General features: G+C 68.7%; 23 protein-coding genes and 1 riboswitch. Of the genes, 10 read left to right on the forward strand and 13 right to left on the reverse strand.

Features of this window, described 5'->3' with window-relative positions; genetic code table 11:
- Positions 1–306 precede the first annotated feature (306 nt).
- The 3 genes from V8688_RS25090 (at position 307) to V8688_RS25100 (ending at position 2,662) form a co-directional block, all read left to right on the forward strand.
- Positions 307–765 carry a hypothetical protein gene (locus V8688_RS25090; RefSeq protein WP_218722193.1) on the forward strand — a complete coding sequence of 153 codons (459 nt, stop codon included), beginning with the start codon at positions 307–309 and terminating at the stop codon, positions 763–765.
- 46 nt (positions 766–811) lie between these two features.
- A riboswitch (SAM riboswitch) is annotated at positions 812–929 on the forward strand.
- A 97-nt stretch (positions 930–1,026) separates the two neighbouring features.
- Positions 1,027–1,443: a rhodanese-like domain-containing protein gene (locus V8688_RS25095; protein ID WP_218722192.1), complete on the forward strand. Its 417-nt coding sequence runs from the start codon at positions 1,027–1,029 to the stop codon at positions 1,441–1,443.
- Between the two features lie 10 nt (positions 1,444–1,453).
- A complete protein-coding gene (locus V8688_RS25100; RefSeq protein WP_342801835.1) occupies positions 1,454–2,662 on the forward strand; it encodes an O-succinylhomoserine sulfhydrylase in 1,209 nt (402 codons plus the stop codon).
- A gap of 71 nt (positions 2,663–2,733) precedes the next feature.
- On the opposite strand, the gene V8688_RS25105 is transcribed toward V8688_RS25100, so the two are convergent.
- On the reverse strand, positions 2,734–3,249 hold the full coding sequence (locus V8688_RS25105; protein WP_342801836.1) for a hypothetical protein: 516 nt from the start codon (positions 3,247–3,249) through the stop codon (positions 2,734–2,736).
- Entirely contained in the window at positions 3,246–3,953 is a 708-nt protein-coding gene (locus V8688_RS25110; protein ID WP_342801837.1) for a hypothetical protein, read from the reverse strand. The genes V8688_RS25105 and V8688_RS25110 overlap by 4 nt, the downstream gene beginning before the upstream one ends.
- 254 nt (positions 3,954–4,207) lie before the next feature.
- Between V8688_RS25110 and V8688_RS25115 the strand changes: the two genes are divergently transcribed.
- Positions 4,208–4,537 (forward strand): hypothetical protein, encoded by a 330-nt coding sequence (locus V8688_RS25115; protein WP_342801838.1) that lies wholly within the window; start codon positions 4,208–4,210, stop codon positions 4,535–4,537.
- On the forward strand, positions 4,537–5,076 hold the full coding sequence (locus V8688_RS25120) for a hypothetical protein (RefSeq protein ID WP_342801839.1): 540 nt from the start codon (positions 4,537–4,539) through the stop codon (positions 5,074–5,076). The genes V8688_RS25115 and V8688_RS25120 overlap by 1 nt, the downstream gene beginning before the upstream one ends.
- Before the next feature lie 12 nt (positions 5,077–5,088).
- On the opposite strand, the gene V8688_RS25125 is transcribed toward V8688_RS25120, so the two are convergent.
- From V8688_RS25125 to V8688_RS25135, 3 genes are all read right to left on the reverse strand, one after another.
- Complete coding sequence (locus tag V8688_RS25125; RefSeq protein WP_218722185.1) at positions 5,089–5,436, reverse strand: hypothetical protein; 348 nt, start codon at positions 5,434–5,436, stop codon at positions 5,089–5,091.
- A 90-nt stretch (positions 5,437–5,526) separates the two neighbouring features.
- Positions 5,527–6,624 carry a flotillin family protein gene (locus V8688_RS25130; RefSeq protein WP_218722184.1) on the reverse strand — a complete coding sequence of 366 codons (1,098 nt, stop codon included), beginning with the start codon at positions 6,622–6,624 and terminating at the stop codon, positions 5,527–5,529.
- Between the two features lie 2 nt (positions 6,625–6,626).
- Positions 6,627–6,848: a hypothetical protein gene (locus V8688_RS25135; protein ID WP_218722183.1), complete on the reverse strand. Its 222-nt coding sequence runs from the start codon at positions 6,846–6,848 to the stop codon at positions 6,627–6,629.
- Positions 6,849–6,962: 114 nt separating this feature from the next.
- Between V8688_RS25135 and V8688_RS25140 the strand changes: the two genes are divergently transcribed.
- Both V8688_RS25140 and V8688_RS25145 read left to right on the forward strand, forming a co-directional pair.
- Positions 6,963–7,592, forward strand: a complete 630-nt coding sequence (locus tag V8688_RS25140) for a DJ-1/PfpI family protein (protein WP_218722182.1) — start codon at positions 6,963–6,965, stop codon at positions 7,590–7,592.
- A complete protein-coding gene (locus V8688_RS25145; RefSeq protein ID WP_218722181.1) occupies positions 7,589–8,041 on the forward strand; it encodes a MarR family transcriptional regulator in 453 nt (150 codons plus the stop codon). Before V8688_RS25140 ends, V8688_RS25145 begins: the two co-directional genes overlap by 4 nt.
- Before the next feature lie 74 nt (positions 8,042–8,115).
- Here the strand turns inward: V8688_RS25145 and V8688_RS25150 are convergent, their stop codons facing one another.
- The 4 genes from V8688_RS25150 to V8688_RS25165 all read right to left on the reverse strand — a co-directional run bounded on the left by V8688_RS25150 (position 8,116) and on the right by V8688_RS25165 (position 11,287).
- Positions 8,116–8,664, reverse strand: a complete 549-nt coding sequence (locus V8688_RS25150) for a YceI family protein (protein WP_218722180.1) — start codon at positions 8,662–8,664, stop codon at positions 8,116–8,118.
- Between the two features lie 25 nt (positions 8,665–8,689).
- Positions 8,690–9,310: an FMN reductase gene (locus V8688_RS25155; RefSeq protein WP_218722179.1), complete on the reverse strand. Its 621-nt coding sequence runs from the start codon at positions 9,308–9,310 to the stop codon at positions 8,690–8,692.
- Positions 9,307–10,398: an LLM class flavin-dependent oxidoreductase gene (locus V8688_RS25160; RefSeq protein WP_218722178.1), complete on the reverse strand. Its 1,092-nt coding sequence runs from the start codon at positions 10,396–10,398 to the stop codon at positions 9,307–9,309. The genes V8688_RS25155 and V8688_RS25160 overlap by 4 nt, the downstream gene beginning before the upstream one ends.
- A gap of 88 nt (positions 10,399–10,486) precedes the next feature.
- Positions 10,487–11,287, reverse strand: coding sequence for an HAD-IIA family hydrolase (locus V8688_RS25165; protein WP_218722177.1), 801 nt, complete (start codon positions 11,285–11,287; stop codon positions 10,487–10,489).
- A 123-nt stretch (positions 11,288–11,410) separates the two neighbouring features.
- Between V8688_RS25165 and fgd the strand changes: the two genes are divergently transcribed.
- Entirely contained in the window at positions 11,411–12,421 is a 1,011-nt protein-coding gene (gene fgd, locus V8688_RS25170) for a glucose-6-phosphate dehydrogenase (coenzyme-F420) (protein ID WP_218722176.1), read from the forward strand.
- Between the two features lie 104 nt (positions 12,422–12,525).
- Here the strand turns inward: fgd and V8688_RS25175 are convergent, their stop codons facing one another.
- Both V8688_RS25175 and V8688_RS25180 read right to left on the reverse strand, forming a co-directional pair.
- On the reverse strand, positions 12,526–12,909 hold the full coding sequence (locus V8688_RS25175; protein ID WP_218722175.1) for a MerR family transcriptional regulator: 384 nt from the start codon (positions 12,907–12,909) through the stop codon (positions 12,526–12,528).
- Positions 12,910–12,987: 78 nt separating this feature from the next.
- Positions 12,988–13,494 carry a nitroreductase/quinone reductase family protein gene (locus V8688_RS25180; protein ID WP_316576314.1) on the reverse strand — a complete coding sequence of 169 codons (507 nt, stop codon included), beginning with the start codon at positions 13,492–13,494 and terminating at the stop codon, positions 12,988–12,990.
- A gap of 74 nt (positions 13,495–13,568) precedes the next feature.
- Between V8688_RS25180 and pta the strand changes: the two genes are divergently transcribed.
- Entirely contained in the window at positions 13,569–15,647 is a 2,079-nt protein-coding gene (pta, locus tag V8688_RS25185; protein ID WP_342801840.1) for a phosphate acetyltransferase, read from the forward strand.
- Positions 15,648–15,664: 17 nt separating this feature from the next.
- On the forward strand, positions 15,665–16,885 hold the full coding sequence (locus tag V8688_RS25190) for an acetate kinase (RefSeq protein WP_218722216.1): 1,221 nt from the start codon (positions 15,665–15,667) through the stop codon (positions 16,883–16,885).
- Here the strand turns inward: V8688_RS25190 and V8688_RS25195 are convergent.
- Positions 16,882–19,380 carry a tetratricopeptide repeat protein gene (locus V8688_RS25195; RefSeq protein ID WP_316576312.1) on the reverse strand — a complete coding sequence of 833 codons (2,499 nt, stop codon included), beginning with the start codon at positions 19,378–19,380 and terminating at the stop codon, positions 16,882–16,884. The genes V8688_RS25190 and V8688_RS25195 overlap by 4 nt on opposite strands.
- A 5-nt stretch (positions 19,381–19,385) precedes the next feature.
- Entirely contained in the window at positions 19,386–20,348 is a 963-nt protein-coding gene (locus tag V8688_RS25200; protein WP_218722171.1) for a glutamate ABC transporter substrate-binding protein, read from the reverse strand.
- Between the last annotated feature and the right edge of the window lie 168 nt (positions 20,349–20,516).

A 20,516-nucleotide genomic window follows, 5' to 3' on the forward strand; every position in this document is an offset into this window, starting at 1 on the left:
GTCGATGCTGACATCGGCATCGGACTTCATCAATGCGTCGGCGGCGTAGATACCGGCCGGTCCTGCGCCCACGATCGCAATGCGGAGCGGGCGGGTCGCTGCACTCTGTTCGGTCATTTTCTACGCGCACCCTTTGGTCGAGAACTGTTGACGGCGTCGATTTAGCTTAGGCTAAGTTGACGATCCGGCTGCTGGCAGCTGCCTTCCGAGTCGGCAGCGCACCGCATTCTGGCGATTCTATCTGCGGCGTTGTGGCCACCCGGCGTGCGGTGTGGTTGCCCGCACCGGGTCTGTCAGGATTACAGCATGAACGAGGAGCAGACAGGCTCGGACGACCAGCCCATCGTGGTGGATCAGACCGACAAGCGTTCCATCGTCCCGTTCGTCGCGGCCGCGGTGATCGCGGTCATCGTGCTCATCGGCATCGTGCTCGGCGGCCTGCTCTCGCCCGCTGAGAAAAATGTCACAGAGGCCGACCGTCTCGCCGCCGCTGTCACCAACTATATCGACGCGCGCTCGCGCAGCGAGCTGCGTCCGCCGGCCGGTGTCGCCTGCCCCGGCTTCGACGAGGAGAAATCCGGCCTGTCGGAGCGGCTCGGCGGCCCGAAATCGGCAGTGACGATCGACAAGAAGAGTTTCGACAAGGCGACGGTGAACGGCGACCGGGCCAAGATCGACGCCACCGTGCAGATCGGCGACACGTCCGCCACCAGCACCTGGAACCTGACCAGGGTGGACGGCACCTGGCTGGTCTGCACTCCGTAGCACTGTTTGACACGGTGACCTGTGCCGGGGCAATCTCAGATCGCAAGGTCATGAGTACCAGCGCCAAGCCCCGGCTCGCTGGTCGGCAACCCTCCTCCGCGGTGGGGTGCTCCGGGTGACGACCTGGCCGTGTGCCCGGACAACCGGCACGGCAAGAGCGGATTCACGCAGGAGGTTTCGACATGACTTACGCCGGCGACATNTGGCCGTGTGCCCGGACAACCGGCACGGCAAGAGCGGATTCACGCAGGAGGTTTCGACATGACTTACGCCGGCGACATCACCCCTGAGAAGGCGTGGGAGATCCTGACCGAGCACCCCGACGCGGTGCTGGTCGACGTGCGCACCGAAGGCGAGTGGGCGCAGATCGGTATCCCCGACACCAGTTCGATCGAGCGCCCGGCCCACTTCATCGAGTGGGTCGACGGCACCGGAACCCGAAATCCGAACTTCGGCGCGCAGCTCGAGCAGGCGCTGGGTGATCGGCCGGACGGCGCGCCGGTGGTGTTCCTGTGTCGCTCCGGCCAGCGCTCCATCGGGGCGGCGACCGTGGCGACCGCGGCGGGCATCACCCCGTCCTACAACGTGCTGGACGGTTTCGAGGGCGGTCCCGACGCGTTCGGGCAGCGCGGCAGCGTCGGCTGGCGCGCGGTCGGCCTGCCGTGGCGTCAGGCATAAGGAGAACAGCATGATCACCGGTGGTTCGTTCGACAAGCCACTGCCCGAGGGCGTCGGCCCGGCCACTCTCGGCGTCCGCGGCGGCCTGCGCCGCTCCGGCTTCGAGGAGACCTCCGAGGCGCTGTACCTGACCTCGGGTTTCGTCTACGAGAGCGCCGAGGCCGCCGAGGCGTCCTTCACCGGCGAGGTCGAGCACTTCGTCTACTCGCGTTACGGCAACCCGACCGTGGCCATGTTCGAGGAGCGCATCCGGCTGCTCGACGGCGCCGAGGCCGCGTTCGCCACCGCCTCCGGCATGTCCGCGGTGTTCACCGCGCTGGGCGCGCTGCTGAAGGCGGGCGATCGCCTCGTCGCGGCCCGCAGCCTGTTCGGCTCGTGCTTCGTGGTGTGCAACGAGATCCTGCCGCGCTGGGGCGTGGAGACCGTCTTCGTCGACGGTGACGACCTCGAGCAGTGGGAGCAGGCGCTCTCGGTCCCCACCCAGGCCGTGTTCTTCGAGACCCCGGCCAACCCGATGCAGACCCTCGTCGATGTCCGCAAGGTCACCGAGCTCGCGCACGCCGCGGGCGCGAAGGTGGTGCTGGACAACGTCTTCGCCACCCCGCTGTTGCAGCGCGGCTTCGAACTCGGCGCCGACGTGGTGGTCTACTCCGGCACCAAGCACATCGACGGCCAGGGCCGCGTGCTCGGCGGCGCAATCCTCGGCGCCCAGGACTACATCGACGGCCCGGTCAAGAACCTGATGCGCCACACCGGCCCCGCGCTGAGCCCGTTCAACGCCTGGACCCTGCTCAAGGGCCTGGAGACGATGCCGCTGCGTGTGCGCCAGTCCACCGAGTCGGCACTGCGGGTCGCCCGGTTCCTGGAGACGAACAAGTCGGTCAACTGGGTGAAATACCCCTTCCTCGAGTCCCACCCGCAGCACGCCCTCGCCACCGCCCAGATGTCCGGCGGCGGCACGGTCGTCACCTTCGAGCTGGCCGGCGACGACGGCAAGAAGCGCGCCTTCGAGGTCCTCAACCGCCTGCGCATCATCGACATCTCCAACAACCTCGGTGACGCGAAGACCCTGATCACCCACCCCGCCACGACGACCCACCGTGCGATGGGCCCCGAAGGCCGCGCCTCGATCGGCCTCTCCGACGGCGTGGTCCGCATCTCGGTCGGCCTCGAGGACATCGAGGACCTCCTCGGCGACCTCGACCACGCCCTGCGCTGAGTCCGCGAATGCCCCGGGTCAGCCTCTCGAAACGAAACTCGGCCGGCCGTCCTGGGGCTTTCGATCGGTTGTTACAGCGGGTGGGGACTGCAGAAGGAGCGGAAGGTCTTCCCGTCCTGCGCGGCGACATCGGCCGCGTTCAGCCAGCCCACTCCCTGGAACCAGTAGGTATCGGCGGGGTGCGCCGCGGAGTCCCGCACAATGGTCTCGATGTCGGCGGCCACGCCCGAACCCGCGTCGATCTGCGTGAGGTAGAGCTTTCTCTCGTTTCTCCACTCGAAGCCAGGAGGGAGCGGCTCCGCGATCTTCCAGCCGGGGTTCGGTCCGACTGTCAAATACTCGATATCGGTTCCCGCTCCGCTCGCGGGAACCAGAATGAGCGCGGAGTGGCTCGGCTCGAAGGCGAGAACGGCCCGTTCGGCGCCAAGGCACCGCGATCCGGTCCAGATCCGCAATTCACCATCGGTGATCCGCGCGCCGAAGGCATCCGGTAGCCCTGGCCGCAGGTCCACTTGGTCTTTGCCGAATATGCCGCAGGAAGTCAGCAGCGCAGCGATGGCGACGAGTACGGCGGCCCGGCGAATCATTTCTTGTATCCCCCGTCGTGCAGGCCCGCGTCTTCTTCGATCTCGTCGTCACTGTCGGTCCACCACGCCTTCAGACCGGACCAGGCCACCGACCCGATCATGCCTGCGTATCTCTTCTCCGCCCACTGCTGGGAGTGCCGTTCCTCGTGGTGCAACAGGCGATCCAGATCGGTCGAACTCTGCTGTGGTCCGCTCCCGTTGTCGAACCACTTACTTCCGGATTCGGCGATCTCGCGCAGCTGGCCGGCCGGGTCGTCGAGGTCATCGAGATTCATCATGAAGATGTCGCCGTAGGTGGTGCCACCCTTTTGGCTGTACAAATCCTGTAGCTCGTTGCCCCCGAGTCCCATGAGCATGCCGTTGGGTGTGGTTGCGAGCCGCCCACCGTTGCTATCGATGAACGCTACGTCTTGGTCGTAGCTCCAGTCGTTCTTGTCCTGCCGGTCGATGATCCGCTGTACTTCCGCACTGGAGTACGGCGTTTCCTCGAAGTCGTTGACGACACCCGGTACCAGGCCGGCCTTGTCGTAGTCGGTGCCCGCGTTGAGGATGTAGGTCATGAGCACCGCCTTCTGCGCATCGTCGCCGCTGGTGCCGGAAGGCATGATGAAGTAGGTCTTGCCGTCTTTGTCGGTGACCGGCTCCATTCCGTCGAGCACGGTGAAGTCCTCCGGGGTGATGCCGTGCGTGCCGGCGATCTCCACGATGGTCTCCGGTGACACGCCCCGCCGTTCCGCGCCTGCTGCAGATCGGCGGGCACGCCGGCGACGTTCTTGCCCGCCGCGAGGTCCTGGATCTCCTGGGTGGTCAGTCCCCTTGGGCCGGTGCGCCATGATGGCGGCGGCCTCGGTGTAATCACCGCGCCGCAGCGCGGCGGCGAGCGCGGCACCGTCTGCGCGAAGTCCTCATCTGTGGCCTGAATACTCGACGCAGTGGCGGTCACCGCCGTCGAGATCTCGTGCAACCGATTGGTCACCCGCCAATAGGCGCCTTCGATGAACTCACCCAGCTGTACGCACGCCGCCACCACGTCGGTTCCGGCTACCGCCGTACCGAGATGATCGGATTCGCAACGGACGTCCCGTTGGTCGATCTCTCGACCGACGTCATCGAGGACCGTCACCAGCTTGCCCAATTCATCGATATCGGCCTGCAACAGCCGCCCGCCCCCGGCCTCGATCACGTTCTTGTCCGGGAACCTAACACGTCCCCCGAGATCTTGTCGTGGTGCCGGGCTGTCAACCGCCATCGTTACCGGATGGTTTGGCGCGCTGTTAGTTTCGGGTGATGAATGCCGAGGAGCGCGCGGCCTACTATGCCGAGAACGATCGCCGCAGGCAGCGGGCGCAACAGCTCTTCGACGAGCGGACCTGGCACTTCCCGATCGACGACTCGATCGAGGCGTGGGCAGGCCGCACCTACACCGGACCCGCCACCGAGCTGCCACTGCGCGAGGAGCACCGGGGTCCGTGGTCCGCGGAGGTCGGTTACGCCACGGCCATCGGCCTCACCGGGGTCATGGGGAAGATTCTCGATCGCGCGGTGGCCGACGGGATCGTGCGGCTGCCCGAACCGGGTCGGATCGATTCGGCCTACTCGACCCGGCACGAGTACTACGAGACCACCGACGGCATCGGCTACGGCTTCTATCCCGCCCGTACCGACGAGCTCATCGTCTACGCCGGCGCGGCGGTGAAGTTCGCGGCGATCGAGCGATGGCCCGAGGTCGGGCCCGATGCCGCGGTGCGGGTCGTGCGTGCGGTGATCGCCACCTTCGCCAGCCCACGGCCGGGTTTCCGGCAGGCCCCGTCGAACTGGCGGGGGTGACGGTCTTCGGCGCTACGAGGGCACTGCGGCGTCGAGGACAGCGAGCACCTCGTCGAGCTTTCCTATGACGAAGAGTTCGGTGCCGGTGTCGGTCTCGATGCGCAGGCGAGTGCGCAGGCCACCGCTGAACAGTCCACCGTCCGGACTCTGTCGGCCGATGGCACGCACCCGGCTCAGCGGTATCTCCCAGCGCTTGCCACCGGTGAGCGCGTCCAGATGATTGGGCACGAAGAGCAGGCGGGTGTCGGTCAGGGAGAGGCGTCCGCCGACGGCCCGGCCACCCTGCGTTCGATTGGCGAGCTGCTGCCAGATCACCTTCTCGGCGGCGCCCAGCTCGGGGTTACCGATCCACAATCCCATCAGTCATTCCTTGCGTCGATCCCGGCGTTCGTGCCAGAGAATCGACATCCGGTCGGGCACCGTTAATGGCGCCCGGCCGGATGCCGGGATTCAGACCTTGTCGACCTCGCCGTTGGACAACGCCTTCTGCAAGGAGTTGAAGACGGTCAGGCCCTGGCCGACCATGCCGTTGACCAGTTCGCCGACGCCGTCGGGCCCGTTGAGGACGGTGAGGTTGGCGTTGGCGAGGCCGTTGGAGGCCTGCTTGACGATTTCGGGCAGTTGCTCGATGAGCAACTGGTCCAGGGCGATCCGGTTGTTGGAGGCGGCGGCCTCGGCCTGGATGCGGGTGCGGTCGGCTTCGGCCTCGGCGAGGATGCGGACGCGTTCCGCTTCGGCCAGCGCGGGTTTCACGACTTCGGCCTGGAGTTCCTGCTCGCGCAGTTCGGCGTTCTTGCGGGCCTGCTCGGCCTGGGCGGTGAGGACTTCCTGGCGGGCGATGGCGTCGGCGAGCGGACCCGCCTGGGCCGCTTCGGCATTGGCCTTGTCGATGTCGCGCTGGTACTGCGCCTTGAGGATCGCGGTCTCCCGCTCGTACTCGGCGCGGCGGCGCAGCGATTCCTGTTCGGCCTCGGCGGCGCGCTGGGCGGCCTGAGCCTGGGCGATCTGGGCATCGCGCTGCACGGCGGCGTTGTGCGGTGCGGCCAGGGCGTTGATGTAGCCCAGGTTGCCGTCGTCGATGGACTGGATCTGGAACGAGTCGACCCACAGGCCGATATTGCTCATCTCCACCTTCGAGGCGAGCAGCACCTCGTCGGCCAGCTTCTGGCGTTCGCGGATGATCTCCTCGACTGTCATCGAGCCGACGATGGAGCGCAGGTGACCGGAGAAGATGCGGCCGGTGAGCACCGACATCTCCTGCTCCTGCTCGGACAGGAAGCGCTGGGCCGCGTTGACGATCGAGGAGGTGTCGTTGGCGACCTTGAACGCGATCACCGCGCGCACATCGAGCTGGATGGCCTGCTTGGTGACGCAGCGTTCCCTGATCTCGGACTCGAACATGGCCAGCGACAGGTAGCGGACCTTGCGGAACAGCGGCACCACCCAGGTGCCGCGGCCGATGACCACCTTGAAGGGGGCGTTGTCCTTGGTCTTGGCGCCGCTGACCAGCATCGCCTCGTCGGGATCGGGAACGTGATAACCCAGCATGTTCAGTCCTCCTTGGTGAGCGGAATCCAGGCGACGACGTCGACCAGCCGGCCGGGATGCACCGCGACGATCAGAACGGTGGCACCGGCCGGGAGGGGCTCGTCGGCCCGCGCGAGGTAGGTCTCGGTTCCCCCGCGGATCGCCACGAGTACTTCGCCCAGCGCGCCCGCGGCCCGGATCGGTGACGTGAGCGTGCCCGTGAGGCCGTGCACCGGGTCGGTCATCGCGCTGAGTCTCCTTGTCTCGCATCGAATGACGTCAGCGTACGATGCGCGGCCTGCCGATGGGTTCCAATATTCTTATTGACAGCTTGCTGTCAATTATGACAGGATACTGTCATGACGATGCGAACAGTTCACATGGCCGTGTACGACACTCTCGCCGACTGGGAGGTGGGCGCCGCCACCGCGCACATCGCCAACGGTGGTTGGCATCGCGAGCCGGGCACGTTCGAGGTGAAGACGGTCGGGCTCAGCACCGAACCGATCACCACGATGGGCCGACTGCGGGTCACCCCGGACCTCGCGCTGGCCGATCTCGACCCGGCCGACAGCGTGATGCTGATCCTGCCCGGCGCGGATCTGTGGGAGGGTGAGGAGCTGGTGCCGTTCGCGGAGAAGGCGCGTCAGTTCCTCGACGCGGGCGTGCCGGTCGCCGGAATCTGCGGCGCCACCTTCGGATTGGCCAAGGCGGGCCTGCTCGATGATCGCGCGCACACCTCCAACGCGGCCGAATACCTGGTCTACAGCGGATATTCGGGTGCCGAACACTATGTGGAGGCGCAGGCGGTCACCGACCGCGACGTGATCACCGCCGACGCCATGTCGCCGTTCGAGTTCGCCAGGGAGATCTTCACCCGCCTCGAGGTGTCCGAGCCGCACGTCATCGACGCCTGGTACGCCCTGTTCGCGCACCGCGACCCGGCGGCCTACGCGGTGCTCGCCGAGTACGAAGCCGCCAACGCGTGACAGCCGGCGAGCAGGAACTGTTCTCGACCGCGGCGATCACCTCGTTCAAGCTCAACGGCCAATTCCTCGCCATCGCCGAGGAATTGGCCGCCCCGGCCGGTCTCACCGCGGCCTGGTGGCAGGTGCTCGGCGCGGTGCTCGCCGAACCGCTGCCGGTCGCGGGCATCGCCCGCGCGATGGGCATCACCCGGCAGAGTGTGCAGCGCATCGCCGACCTGCTCGTCGACAAGGGACTGTGCGAATACCGGCCCAACCCCGCGCACAAGCGGGCGAAGCTGGTCGCGGCGACGGAATCGGGCCGCGCGGCGGTCCAGCGCATCAATCCGCAGCACGCGAGAATCGCTCGCCGCCTCGCCGACGAGCTCGGTCCGGTGGAGTTCGCGGCGATCGTGGCCGCGCTGACCCGGCTGTCCGCCGCGGTCGAGGCGATCACCGTCGCCGAGGAGTGAGGTCGTCGGCAGCCGGCACACCGACGCCCCGTCGCCGAAGTGGCGACGGGGGCGTCGGACTGTGCGGTCGGAGCTCAGCTCTGGAGGCCGACCTCGATCTCGAGGGTGAGGGTGATCTTGTCGCCGATGACGGCGCCGCCGTCGGGCAGCGGCATGTCGATGTCGAGGCCGAAGTCACGGCGCGAGACCACGGTCTTGGCTTCGAAACCGGCGACCGGGCCGTTGCCCATGCCCTCGTTGACGCCGAGGAACTCGACCTCGAGGGAGACCGGCTTGGTGTTGCCGCGCACGGTGAACTCGCCGTCGACGACGAAGTCGCTGCCCTCGCCGCGGAACCCGGTGGACTTGAAGGTCATCACAGGAAACTGTTCGGCGTGGAAGAAGTCGGCGGTGCGCAGGTGGCCGTCGCGCTGGGCATTGTCGGTGGTCAGCGAGTCGACGCGGATCTCGGCGTGCGCGGAGGCGGTGCCGTCCTCGCCGATGACGAGCGCGCCGTCGAAGTCGGTGAAGCGGCCGCGGACCTTGCTCACCATGAGGTGGCGTACGGAGAAGCCGACGGTGGAGTGGGCGGGGTCGATGGCCCAGGTGCCCGCGGTGAGGCCGTTGGCGATGGCGGTGGTCATGGGAACTCCTTGTGGGGGTGGGGTTCTAGCGTGGGAGGTTGGCGGCGAGCAGATCCGCGAACGGGGTCGGCTCGTCGTACGGGTCGGCGGGTCCGGCGCTGGGCCTGCCGAGGATCTGGGTGGCGAATTCGCTTGCGGCGCGGTCTATCCGGTTGTTCAGCGCCTGGTCGGCACCGTGGGCGCCCCAGTCCGACGACGCGGCGTACACGGCGGTGGGTACGACGATCGAGCGCAGGTAGGCGAACAGTGGACGCACCGCGTGTTCGAGGGCCAGCGAGTGCCGTTCGGTGCCGCCGGTGGCACCGGCCAGCACCGGCTTGCCCGCGAGCGAATCCGGTTCCAGCACATCGAAGAAGGTCTTGAACAGACCGCTGTAGGAGGCGCTGAAGATCGGCGTCACCGCGATGAGCCCGTCAGCGGTGACGACCTGGTCGATCGCCGAGCGCAGCGACGGCGCGGGGAATCCGGTGATCAGGTTGTCGGCGAGTTCGCGGGCGTGATCGCGCAGGTCGACGAAGTCGAGTTCGACCTCGGCGCCGCCGGCGCGCAGCTCTCGTGCGGTGGCGGTGGCCAGCCGGTCGGCCAGCAGCCGGGTCGACGAGGGCTGCGACAGCCCGGCCGACACCACCGCGATGCGAGTGGTCATGCGGTCACCTCCGTGGTGGTCTCGGCGGCGAGCAGCGAGGCGTGGGTCGGCGCGTCCGGCACGTGCGCGGGACGCCCGGCGGCGAATTCCTTGCGCAGCACCGGAATCACTTCCTCGCCGAGCAGGTCGAGCTGTTCGAGCACCGTCTTCAGCGGCAGGCCGGCGTGGTCGACCAGGAACAGCTGACGCTGGTAGTCGCCGAAGTGCTCGCGGAAGGTGAGCGTCTTCTCGATGACCTGCTCCGGGCTGCCCACGGTGAGCGGGGTCTGCTCGGTGAATTCCTCCAGCGACGGGCCGTGTCCGTAGACGGGCGCGTTGTCGAAGTACGGGCGGAACTCGCGGATCGCGTCCTGGGAGTTCTTGCGCACGAACACCTGGCCGCCGAGGCCGACGATGGCCTGGTCGGCGCTGCCGTGGCCGTAGTGCTCGTAGCGGCGGCGGTACAGCTCGATCAGCCGCTGGAAGTGGTCGGTGGGCCAGAAGATGTGGTTGGCGAAGAAGCCGTCGCCGTAGTAGGCGGCCTGCTCGGCGATCTCCGGGCTACGGATGGAGCCGTGCCAGACGAACGGCGGGACGTCGTCGAGCGGGCGCGGGGTGGAGGTGAACGACTGTAGCGGCGTGCGGAACTTGCCCTCCCAGTCCACGACGTCCTCGCGCCACAGGCGGTGCAGCAGGTGGTAGTTCTCGATGGCCAGCGGGATGCCGTCGCGGATGTCCTTGCCGAACCACGGGTAGACCGGGCCGGTGTTGCCGCGGCCGAGCATCAGGTCGACCCGGCCGTCGGCCAGGTGCTGCAACATCGCGAAGTCCTCGGCGATCTTGACCGGGTCGTTCGTGGTGATCAGCGTGGTGGAGGTGGACAGCAGGATCTTGTCGGTGCGGCCCGCGATGTAGCCGAGCATGGTGGTCGGCGAGGACGGCACGAAGGGCGGATTGTGGTGCTCGCCCATCGCGAACACGTCGAGTCCCACCTCCTCGGCCTTCTGCGCGATCGCGACCATCGCCTTGATCCGCTCGGCCTCGGTGGGGGTGCGGCCGTTCGTGGGGTCGGTGGTCACATCGCCCACGGTGAAGATTCCGAACTGCACGGGCCCTCCTCGACTCGCTTTGGTTGCCATGGCAACTATAACCAGCGAGGGCGGGAACCTATTCCACTGTGAGGCAGCTCACATGCAGCTACTCCGGGAAGGGGGAGCGGGTGCGGCCGATCAGGTCGGCGACCGAGTCGACGACCAGGGTGGGGCGGAACGGGTATTTCTCGACCGAGTGCTTGGTGGAGATGCCCGAGGTGACCAGGATCGTGCGCAGGCCGGCTTCCAGGCCGGAGATGACGTCGGTGTCCATGCGGTCGCCGATCATCACCGTGGTCTGGGAGTGCGCGTCGATGCGGCGCAGGGCCGAGCGCATCATCAGCGGATTCGGCTTGCCCACGTAGTACGGGTCCTTGCCGGTGGCGTGAGTGATCAGCGCGGCGACCGACCCGGTCGCGGGCAACACGCCGTCGCGGGACGGACCGGTCGCGTCGGGATTGGTGGCGATGAAACGGGCGCCGCGATCGATCAGGCGGATCGCGGTCGTGATCGCCTCGAACGAATAGGTACGGGTCTCGCCGAGGACCACATAGTCGGGGTCGACGTCGGTGAGGACATAGCCGATCTCGTGCAGCGCGGTGGTCAGGCCGGACTCGCCGACGACGTAGGCGGTGCCGTTGGGGCGCTGGTCGTCGAGGAAGGTGGCGGTGGCCAGCGCCGAGGTCCAGATGGATTCCTCGGGGATGTCCAGGCCGGTCTGGCGCAGCCGGGCCTGCAGATCGCGTGGGGTGCGGATCGAGTTGTTGGTCAGGACCAGGAACGGGATCTCGTTGTCGCGCAGCTCGGTGAGGAATTCGTCGGCGCCCGGGATCAGTTGATCCTCGTGCACCAGCACGCCGTCCATGTCGGTCAGGTACGACAAGATCTGCTCATCCTTGGCGGTCACCAGCTAATCATCCGCTAAAACCGGCGGCGGTGCGAGCCACCGCTCCCGGAGAACTCGGTGACGGTGTTGGTTAGTGTCGATGCGGCAGGGGCCGCGACGAAGCGAACGACAGGAGTGGCTGAGATGGTTGATCTCAAGCTCGGATACAAGGCATCGGCAGAACAGTTCGGGCCGCGTGAGCTCGTCGAGCTGGCGGTGGCCGCCGAGGAGCACGGTCTCGACAGCGCGACAGTCAGCGATCACTTCCAGCCGTGGCGGCACGACGGCGGGCACGCGCCGTTCTCGCTGGCCTGGCTGGCCGCCACCGGTGAGCGCACCGAGCGGATCATGCTCGGCACCTCCGTGCTCACCCCCACCTTCCGCTACAACCCGGCGGTGATCGCCCAGGCCTTCGCCACCTTCGGCTGCCTGTACCCGGGCCGGGTGATGCTCGGGGTCGGCACCGGCGAGGCGCTCAACGAGATCGCCACCGGTTACAAGGGCGAATGGCCCGACTTCAAGGAGCGTTTCGCCCGGCTGCGCGAGGCGGTGTCGCTGATGCGCGCGCTGTGGACCGGCGAGCGTACCGATTTCGACGGCGAGTACTACCACACCGTCGGCGCCTCCATCTACGACGTGCCCAAGGGCGGCATCCCCGTCTACATCGCCGCGGGCGGCCCGGTCGTGGCCCGCTACGCCGGTCGCGCGGGCGACGGCTTCATCTGCACCTCGGGCAAGGGCATGGACCTCTACACCGAGAAGCTGCTGCCCGCGGTCGCCGAGGGCGCGGCCAAGGCCGAGCGCGACCTCGCCGGCATCGACAAGATGATCGAGATCAAGATCTCCTACGACACCGATCCCGAACTGGCGCTGCAGAACACGCGCTTCTGGGCCCCGCTGTCGCTGACCCCGGAGCAGAAGCACGACATCACCGACCCGATCGAGATGGAGGCCGCCGCCGACGCGCTGCCGATCGAGCAGGTCGCCAAGCGCTGGATCGTCGCCAGCGATCCCGACGAGGCCGTCGCCCAGATCAAGCCCTATCTGGACGCGGGCCTCAACCACCTGGTCTTCCACGCCCCCGGCCACGACCAGCTGCGCTTCCTCGACCTGTTCAAGCGCGACCTGGCACCTCGCCTGCGCGCGCTGGGCTGATCCTTCGACGCTCACCCGCCCGGCTGGTTCGGTGTCACGCCGAACCATCCGGGCGGTGTCGTCTCCGATGAGTGATCCTCCGGGACACCGGAATTCGACGCGACTCAGCGCAGCGAACAGGCGGGGTCGCCGGGTTCGGCGGCGAGGGCGTCGGCGAGCTGGGTGGCCAGCTGGGTCCGGATCGCGGCCAGGCGGCGGGTGGCCGCGTCGACCTCGTCGAGTTTGCGGCGCAACTCCTCCACGGAGTCGGGGCAGCCGTCGCCCGAGCCGTCGCCCGCTCGCAGACAGGCGACGAACGGGTGCATGTCGGCCAGTTCGAAGCCGACGGTGCGCAGGGCGTGGATCTTGCGGACGACGCGCAGTTCGACGTCGTCGTAGATCCGGTAGCCCTTGCCGTCGCGGCGCGGTTCGACCAGTCCGTGCTGTTCGTAGTAGCGCAGCGCGCGAGCGCTGGAACCGGTGCGCTCGGCCAGTTCGCCGATCAGCATGCGACCTCCTCGATGACCGTGGCCGTCACGGTAGACCTTGCCGCCGGTGTCAAGGCAACAACGCCGCGACGGTCGGCCCTATGCCCGGCGCAGCGCGAACATGCGCAGGTCGCGCGTGGTCCGGTCGCGGTAGGCGGCGTAGGCGCCGGTGATCTCGATGAAGCGGGCGAACAGCGCTTCCTTGTCGGCGTCGGGTACCGGGGTGGCGACGACGGGGATGCGCTCACCCGCGATGGCCACGGTGGCCGCCGGGTTCGCCAGCAGGTTTCCCGTCCACGCGGGATGGTGCTCCTGGCCGAAGTTGGAGCCGACCACGTACAGGGTGTCGCCGTCGTGCACGTAGAGCAGCGGCTGGGTGCGCTGCGCGCCGGATTTGCGGCCGGTGGTGGTCAGCAGGATCACCGGCGCGCCGATCGGGCCGAGCACGGTGTACTTGGCGTCGGTCCGCTCGAGCAAGGCCCGATCCAGCGGGGTCACCGTGCGGATCAGCCAGGAACCCGGCTTCGTCGCGGCGAAACGATTGGCGGCGCGGGACAGGAGATTGGTGCGCGAACCCCACTGCCGATCCGGGAACTGCGATGTCATGGGCCGGACTATAACGCGGCCGATCGCGCCACACCGAACCCCCGAATCGCCGTCGATTAACTAAGCTCGCGACCATGGTCGAACATGCCACGTCCACCGTGTACATCGCTTCACCCGAGGGTGACACCGGAAAATCCACGGTGGCGCTGGGCGTGCTCCAGATGTTGTGCGCGACCACCGCGCGCGTCGGGGTGTTCCGCCCGATCACCCGCTCGACCGCCGAGCCCGACTACATCCTCGAACTGCTGCTCGAGCACAGCACCGCCGATATCGGCTACGAGCAGGCCATCGGCGTCACCTACGAGGACGTGCACCGCGACCCCGACGCCGCGATCAGCGAGATCGTCATGCGGTTCCACGACGTCGCCAAGGCCTGCGACGCGGTGGTGATCGTCGGCAGCGACTACACCGATGTCGCCAGCCCGAGCGAGCTGCGCTACAACGCGCGCATCGCGGTGAACCTGGGCGCGCCGGTGTTGCTGGTGGTGCGCGGCGCCGAACGCACGCCCACCGAGGTCAAGCAGCTGGTGGAGCTGTGTTCGACCGAGCTGTCCGCCGAGCACGCCCAGCTGGTCGCGGTCGTCGCCAACCGCTGCGCGCCCGCCGAGATCGACGAGATCGGCGCCGCGCTGGCCGGTTTCGACGTGCCGTCCTGGACGCTGCCCGAGGTGCCGCTGCTGATGGCGCCGACCATGGGCGAGCTGTGCGGCGCCATCGACGGCGAGATCTACAGCGGCGACCCGGAACTGCTGCAGCGCGAGGCGTTGCGGATCATGGTCGGTGGCATGACCGCCGAGCACATCCTGGAACGACTAACCGACGGAGTGGTCGTGATCGCCCCGGGCGACCGCTCCGATGTTCTGCTCAGCGTGGTGAACGCCCATGAGGCGGAGGGCTTTCCGTCGCTGGCCGGCGTCATCATGAACGGCGGCATCCGCCCCCATCCGGCCATCGCGCGCCTGATGGAGGGCCTGCACCCCAAACTGCCGATCCTCACCACCGAACTCGGCACCTACGACACCGCCAGCGCGGTACACCGCACCCGCGGCCGGATGTGGGCCGGCAGCCCGCTCAAGGTCGATACGGCGCTGGCATTGATGGAAGAGCGCGTCGACGCGCCGGAACTGCTGCGGCGCATCCAGGTACCGCCGTCGAACGTGGTCACCCCGCAGATGTTCGAGTACCGGCTGATCGAGCGGGCCAGGGCCGATCGCAAGCGGATCGTGCTGCCCGAGGGCGACGACGACCGCATCCTGCGCGCCGCGGGCCGGGTATTGCAGCGCAAGATCGCCGACCTCACCATCCTCGGTGACGAGACCTCGGTGCGGGCTCGCGCCGCCGAACTGGGCGTCGACATCGCCGCCGCGCAGGTGCTCGACCCACGCACTTCCGGCTACCTCGACGAGTTCGCCGCCGAGTACACCGAACTGCGCAAGCACAAGGGCATGACGCTCGAGCGTGCCCGCGAAACCATGGCCGACATCTCGTATTTCGGCACCATGATGGTCTACAAGGGGATCGCCGACGGCATGGTCTCCGGCGCCGCGCACACCACCGCGCACACCATCCGGCCCTCCTTCGAGATCATCAAGACGGTGCCCGGCGTCGCCACGGTGTCGAGCGTGTTCCTGATGTGCCTGGCCGATCGGGTGCTCGCCTACGGCGACTGCGCGGTGGTGCCCGACCCGACCTCGGAGCAGCTCTCCGATATCGCGATCTCCTCGGCGGGCACCGCTGCTCGGTTCGGGATCGATCCGCGGGTGGCGATGCTGTCGTACTCGACCGGGTCGTCGGGGTCGGGCGCCGATGTCGACAAGGTCAGGGTCGCCACCGAACTCGTGCGCGAACGCGCGCCGGAGCTGCCGGTGGAGGGGCCGATCCAGTACGACGCGGCGATCGAGCCGACGGTCGCCAGTACCAAGCTGCCCGACTCCGAGGTGGCCGGGCGGGCGACGGTGTTCGTCTTCCCCGACCTCAACACCGGTAACAACACCTACAAGGCCGTGCAGCGCAGCGCGGGCGCGGTCGCGATCGGCCCGGTGCTGCAGGGCCTGCGCAAACCCGTCAACGACCTCTCGCGCGGCGCGCTGGTCGCCGACATCGTCAACACGGTGGCGATCACCGCGATCCAGGCGCAGGGCGACCAGGCATGAGCGGTCAGCGCCCGAGCATGCCGAACGGAGACAGTGTGAGCGACCTGGTGCTGGTGCTGAACTGCGGCTCCTCCTCGATCAAATACCAACTGCTGCACGCCGACTCGTCCGAGGTGCTCGCCTCCGGGCTGGTCGAGAAGATCGGTGAGTCACACGGCGGCCGGATCGTGCACGAGTGCGGGGACCGCAAGCTGGTGCACGAGGGCGTCATCGCCGACCACCGGGCGGGACTGCGCCAGGCGTTCGAGATGTTCCGCGACACCGGCATCGACCTGACCACGATCGGCATCGGCGCGGTCGGGCACCGGGTGGTGCACGGCGGCGAGGTGTTCTGGGAGCCGACGCTGATCACCGACGAGGTCCTGCGCACCATCGACGAGCTGTCGGTGCTCGCGCCGCTGCACAACCCCGCCAACGTGGTCGGCATCGAATCGACCAGGGAACTGCTGCCCGGCATCCCGGAGGTCGCGGTCTTCGACACCGCCTTCTTCCACACCCTGCCCGAGGCGGCCAAGACCTACGCGATCGACGCCAAACTGGCCGCCGCGCACGGCGTCCGCAAGTACGGGTTCCACGGCACCTCGCACCAGTACGTCTCCGCCAAGGCGGCCGAATTCCTGGGCAGGCCCGTCGAGGAGCTCAACCAGATCGTCTTCCACCTCGGCAACGGCGCGTCGGCCTCGGCCGTGGCGGGCGGCGTCGCGATCGACACCACCATGGGCATGACCCCGCTGGAGGGCCTGGTGATGGGCACCAGGCCGGGCGATCTCGACCCCGGGATCCTGCCGCACCTGATGAACGTCGCCGGGCTGGACCTGCCCGCGGTCGAGCAGTTGCTCAACCGCAATTCCGGCATCAAGGGACTGTCCGGCGTCAACGACTTCCGCGAATTGCAGCAGCTCATCGACAACGGCGACGCCGCCGCGAAACTGGCCTACGACGTCTACATCCACCGCCTGCGCCGCTACCTGGGCGCCTACCTGGTGGAACTCGGCGGGATCGACAGCATCGTCTTCACCGCGGGCGTCGGGGAGAACAGCGCGTCGGTGCGCGCGGACGCGCTGGCGGGGCTGCAGAACCTCGGCATCGAGGTCGACAGGGTTCGCAACGAGACCAGAACCCCCGGTGTCCGCCATATCTCGCCGGAGTTCGCGCCGGTGCACGTGCTGGTGGTGCCGACCAACGAGGAACTCGCGATCGCCAGGGCCGCGCACGCGCTGGTCGGCGGGTCGGCCTAGAACCAGGACTTCGCGCGCAGCGAGTTGGCCAGGTCGACCAGGGCGTAGCGGTGCCCGCGGTCGGGCGCGTTGCGGGCGAGCGCGCGCAGGCCGGTCTCGGTGCCGTCGCGCAGGTCGCGTTCGTCGAAGGGGCGGCCGAACAGCTTGGCGTCCTTGCGCTTCGGTGTGTTGCCGGCCTGCAGCCAGGCCAGCGCCGTGCCCTGCACCAGGGTGCGCATGAGAGTGGAGCGGTGTTCGCCCGGCGGGATGGACTGGGCCCGGGAGGCGGCCAGGCGCAGCACCTGTTCGTCGAGCTGGGCGACGGGAGCGCTGGTGAGCAGCAACAGGATCGCCGTGGTCTGAGCGGTCGTGAAGTGCCGGGACGCGGCGGGGACGTCGTCGAGGGCGTGCACCGCCTCGCCGACCCGGCCCGCCACCGCCAGCTGCCTGGCCAGACCGAACGCGGCGCTCACCACCGCCCGATCGGTGCGCCACACGGTGTCGTAGTAGCGCTCGGCGAAGGAGCGCCACTGTTCGGGCGCTTCGGAATCCCAGTGCTGCAGAATCAGTTCCGCGGTGGCGGCCAGCGCGAGCTTGGGCGCGATCTCGCCGGGCAGCACGCGCAGCACCGCTTCGAAGGCGGCGAAGGCGGCCTCGTAGTCGAGTTCGAGCAGGTAGGCCTGGCCGGTGAACCAGTCGGCGCGCCAATCGGATTCGCCGGAGACGCGGTCGAGCAGATGCAGCACCGCCGCCGATTCGCCGAGCTCGAGCCGGGCCCGCGCCTCGGCGAAGACCAGTTCGCCCGCCAGCGTTTCCGGCGCGTTGTCCGGGTCCGCCTCGGCGCGTTCGCGCGCCTCGTGCAGGGCCTCGAGCACCCGCTCCGGTTCCAGATTCGCGGTCGCGGCCAGCAGCGGCGCCGACGGATCGGCGGGGTCGATCAGCGGAACCGGTAGCGCGGCGACCACATCGCCGGAGTCGAGCAGGGGAGAGCGGCCGACGCCGTCGAGGTAGGCATCGGTCTGGCTGATCAGTTCCTCGGTGCCGAAGCTGGTGCGCTGGGGGCTGAATACGGTGGACAGCTGGGGATGCTCGGCGCCGGTGTCGTAGGCCAGGATCTCCCGCAGCACGCCCGCCAGCTGGGCCGACATCGCCCGCGCCGACGGAAACCGCCGGGCCGGATCAGGGTCGGTGGCGGTGAGCAGGAACCGGTAGAAGAACTCGTAGCGGGCCAGCAGCGGCTCGTCGGCCGGATCGGGGATGCCGTCGAGGTAGCGGCCGTGCTCACTGGGCAATGCCAGAGTGAGCGCGGCCAGCGTGCGCCCGACCGTGTGCACGTCGGAGGCGGGGGTCGGGCCGGTCCTGGCGATCTCGGGAGCCTGGAAGCCTTTGGTGCCGTAGAGGTTTCCGTAGGCCTCGATGGTGGCGACCGCGCCCAGGTCGATCAGCTTGACCTGGTCCTCGGTGACCATCACGTTGTCGGGCTTGAGGTCGTTGTAGGTCAGCCCGATCGAGTGCAGGTGTTCCAGTGCGGGCAGGATCTCCAGCACATAGGCGATGGCCTCGGCCAGCGGCATCCGCTCGCCCGGCGGCTTGGCGTCGAGAATGTCGCGCAGCGAATGACCGCCGACGTACTCCATGACGATGTAGCCGGTGCTCGACCCGTCGGCCGCCGTGTGCTCGACGAAGTTGTGGATCTTGACGATGCTCGGGTGCGCCACCTCGGCCAGGAACTGCCGCTCGGCCACCGCGACCGCCTGCGCCTCGCCGTCGCCGGCGTGCAGCAGGCCCTTGAGCACCACCCACCGGTCGCTGACATTGCGGTCGATGGCCAGGTAGATCCAGCCGAGGCCGCCGTGGGCGATACAGCCCTGGATCTCGTACTGCCCGGCGACCATGTCGCCCTCGTGCAGCGAGGGCCGGAAATCGTAGGCGGCGCCGCAGGTCCCGCACTGCCCGGCCGAGGTCCCGGCATGGGTCGGGGTCGAGCGGCCGACCGGGTCGCCGCAGCGCCAGCAGAACCGCCTGCCCTCCGAGACCACCGGATCGGCCAGCACCGCCTCGCGGGGGTCCGCGGGGCTGACGGTCGGGATCGGCACCAGGCCCGCGCCGAGTCTGCGGGTGGGGCGTGACCTGGCGGTGCGCACACTGCGCCCGGACCTGGACGTGCTCGGCCCGGTCTGGGCGCCGGACGGCCAGGCGAGGTCGCCGGATCCGGTGCGGGCGGGGGTGGCCTGGGTGCCGGGCGGTTCGGTCACCGCGCGCGAGGCCTCGGTACCGCGTCGGTCGCCTGCCCGCTGGGTGGCCGGTGGCTGGTCCGGTTCGGCGGGTCTGGCGGCCGCGATCTCGGTGGGCGCGTGCGGTGCCTGGATCGGCAGCGGCATGGTCTCGTCGTCGGCCGGGGCAGGCGGCAGCGTCCAGCCGCCCGGCAGTTCGCCCTCGGGGCGGTGGGTGAGCTGCGTCGGTTCCTGGCGCGCCGGATCTTCCTGCGCCGGTTCACCGTTCGTCGGTGTGGTCATGCCGATCAGTCCTGGTACGTCGGAGCGGGCGGGCTCGGCGTCTCCCCGAGCGAGGCGAGCCAGCGGCGGTGGATGCGCACCCAGGTGCCGTCGTTGCGGATGCGGTCCAGGGTGGCGTTGACGAAGCGGACCAGGTCGTCGTCGCCCTTCGGGATGCCGATGCCGTAGGGCTCGGCGCTGATGCTCGCGCCCACGACCTCGGTATAGGGGTCCTGCGCGGCCAGGCCGGCCAGGATCGAGTCGTCGGTGCTCACCGCGTCGACCTGGCGCTGCTGCAGCACGACCAGGCAGTCCGCCCAGGTCGGCACCGTCAGGATGGTGGCGGCGGGCTGGTCGCGGCGGATGTGGTCGAGCGAGGTGGTGCCGCGCACCACGCACACCCGCTTGCCCGCCAGATCGGCCAGGCCGTTGATGCCGGAATTCTTCACCGCGAGCACCCGCTGGTCGGCGCGCAGGTACACGGTGGAGAACGCCACGCGCTGGCGGCGCTCGCAGGTGATCGTCATCGTCTTGGCGATCAGGTCGACGGTGTGCTCCTGCAACGCCCGCTCGCGTTCTTCCGAAGCGAGACTGCGGTATTCGATCAGATCCGGGTTGCCGAGCAGGTCGCGCGCGATCTCGCGGGCGATGTCGGCGTCGAAGCCGACGATCCGGCCGGTCAGCGGGTCGCGGAAGCTGAACAGGTTGCTGCCCGCGTCGAGGCCGACGATCAACCTCCCCCTGGCGCGGATGGCGTCGATCGTCGGACCGCGCGAGGTGCTGGGACGCAGGCTCGCCGTCGGGTCGCCGCACTGCTCGCCGCCGCGGGCGGGCACCGGGGTGTCGGTGCCGATCGGGATCGCCTTGGCGGGCAGGGGCGGTTCGGAGTAGACGCTGCGGTCGTCCGGCGCGGGGGTGCTGTCGGCGCAGCCGCCGAGCAGCGCCGCCGCCGTGAGCAGCAGCGCCGCGGTGATCCGCCCGCGCCTCACCGGTACTCCCGCAGTCGCGGCCACAGGCCGAGCGCGACGCACACCGCGGCGACGATGCCGAGGATGAACGCGCCGGGAGCGAGGAAGGTCAGCACGTCGATGGCCTGGGAGACCTTGTCGCGCAGGGTGTCCCTGGTGGCCGCGGCGGCCTTGCCGAGGGCGCGATCG

Origin of the sequence: Nocardia sp. No.11 (assembly GCF_038752175.1) — a bacterium.
GTDB classification, from domain to species: Bacteria; Actinomycetota; Actinomycetes; order Mycobacteriales; family Mycobacteriaceae; genus Nocardia; species Nocardia canadensis.

Coding starts and splice junctions, on each gene's coding strand:
- V8688_RS25090 (WP_218722193.1), top strand. CDS start 307: ATGAACGAGGAGCAGACAGGCTCGGACGACCAGCCCATCGTGGTGGAT.
- V8688_RS25095 (WP_218722192.1), top strand. CDS start 1,027: ATGACTTACGCCGGCGACATCACCCCTGAGAAGGCGTGGGAGATCCTG.
- V8688_RS25100 (WP_342801835.1), top strand. CDS start 1,454: ATGATCACCGGTGGTTCGTTCGACAAGCCACTGCCCGAGGGCGTCGGC.
- V8688_RS25105 (WP_342801836.1), bottom strand. CDS start 3,249: ATGATTCGCCGGGCCGCCGTACTCGTCGCCATCGCTGCGCTGCTGACT.
- V8688_RS25120 (WP_342801839.1), top strand. CDS start 4,537: ATGAATGCCGAGGAGCGCGCGGCCTACTATGCCGAGAACGATCGCCGC.
- V8688_RS25125 (WP_218722185.1), bottom strand. CDS start 5,436: ATGGGATTGTGGATCGGTAACCCCGAGCTGGGCGCCGCCGAGAAGGTG.
- V8688_RS25130 (WP_218722184.1), bottom strand. CDS start 6,624: ATGCTGGGTTATCACGTTCCCGATCCCGACGAGGCGATGCTGGTCAGC.
- V8688_RS25135 (WP_218722183.1), bottom strand. CDS start 6,848: ATGACCGACCCGGTGCACGGCCTCACGGGCACGCTCACGTCACCGATC.
- V8688_RS25140 (WP_218722182.1), top strand. CDS start 6,963: ATGACGATGCGAACAGTTCACATGGCCGTGTACGACACTCTCGCCGAC.
- V8688_RS25150 (WP_218722180.1), bottom strand. CDS start 8,664: ATGACCACCGCCATCGCCAACGGCCTCACCGCGGGCACCTGGGCCATC.
- V8688_RS25155 (WP_218722179.1), bottom strand. CDS start 9,310: ATGACCACTCGCATCGCGGTGGTGTCGGCCGGGCTGTCGCAGCCCTCG.
- fgd (WP_218722176.1), top strand. CDS start 11,411: ATGGTTGATCTCAAGCTCGGATACAAGGCATCGGCAGAACAGTTCGGG.
- V8688_RS25175 (WP_218722175.1), bottom strand. CDS start 12,909: ATGCTGATCGGCGAACTGGCCGAGCGCACCGGTTCCAGCGCTCGCGCG.
- V8688_RS25180 (WP_316576314.1), bottom strand. CDS start 13,494: ATGACATCGCAGTTCCCGGATCGGCAGTGGGGTTCGCGCACCAATCTC.
- pta (WP_342801840.1), top strand. CDS start 13,569: ATGGTCGAACATGCCACGTCCACCGTGTACATCGCTTCACCCGAGGGT.
- V8688_RS25190 (WP_218722216.1), top strand. CDS start 15,665: ATGCCGAACGGAGACAGTGTGAGCGACCTGGTGCTGGTGCTGAACTGC.
- V8688_RS25195 (WP_316576312.1), bottom strand. CDS start 19,380: ATGACCACACCGACGAACGGTGAACCGGCGCAGGAAGATCCGGCGCGC.